Annotated in this window: 1 protein-coding gene; it reads right to left on the bottom strand. The window is 63.3% G+C overall.

Features of this window, described 5'->3' with window-relative positions; all coding sequences use genetic code 11:
- A partial coding sequence (locus AC1DXX_RS33390) for a transposase (protein ID WP_478138482.1) occupies positions 1 to 726 on the bottom strand: 726 nt, incomplete at both ends.

Genomic DNA, 726 nt, shown 5'->3' with positions numbered 1-726 from the left:
GCTCAGCTGCGAGCGGTCGTTACCAATGTTGGTGACCTCGTGTGTCACGATCAAATGGTGCTTGGCATCGACCGCCGCTTGCACGTTGTAGCCCACCAGACCCGAGCCCTTGGCCTGCGAGTTCATCGAGCGCGAGTCTGGATCGGTGGTGGAGCGCTGGCCGTCCGGCTCGTGCTTCAGTTGCTCCTTGGTCTCATCGAGCTGGCGCATCTGCTCGCGCAGCCTCTTGATCTTGTCCTGCAGTCGCTCGGTCTTGGCCTCGACCTCCGCGGGCTGCGTACGGTCGGCGGTCTCCAGCGCATCGAGGTAGCGCTGGATGCTCTGCTCGATCTGCCGCTGACGCGCATCGATCTTGGCTGGCGTGACGTTGCGGTCCCGGCTGTTGACCGCCTTGAATTTGCTGCCATCGATGGCCACGATGGCCTGCGTGAACAGCTTGAGCTCCCGACACATGCCCACGAAGCGCTTGCAGACGTTGCGGATGCCCGCGCCGTTGTCGTGACGGAAGTCGGCAATGGTCTTGAAGTCCGGCGCCAGTCTCCCAGTGAGCCACATCARCTCGACGTTGCGTTGGGCCTCGCGTTCCAGGCGTCGGCTGGACTGGATGCGGTTCAGGTAGCCGTAGATGTAGAGCTTGAGAAGCACCGCCGGGTGGTACGCAGGCCGACCGGTGGCAGCTGGGTCCGCGCCTTTGAAGCCGAGTGCCTGAAGATCCAGTTCCTCGAC

This window comes from Variovorax sp. P4_B10 (assembly GCF_056402375.1).
Note: the sequence above shows the minus strand (reverse complement) of the source record. Positions and strands in the feature narration are given on the sequence as shown.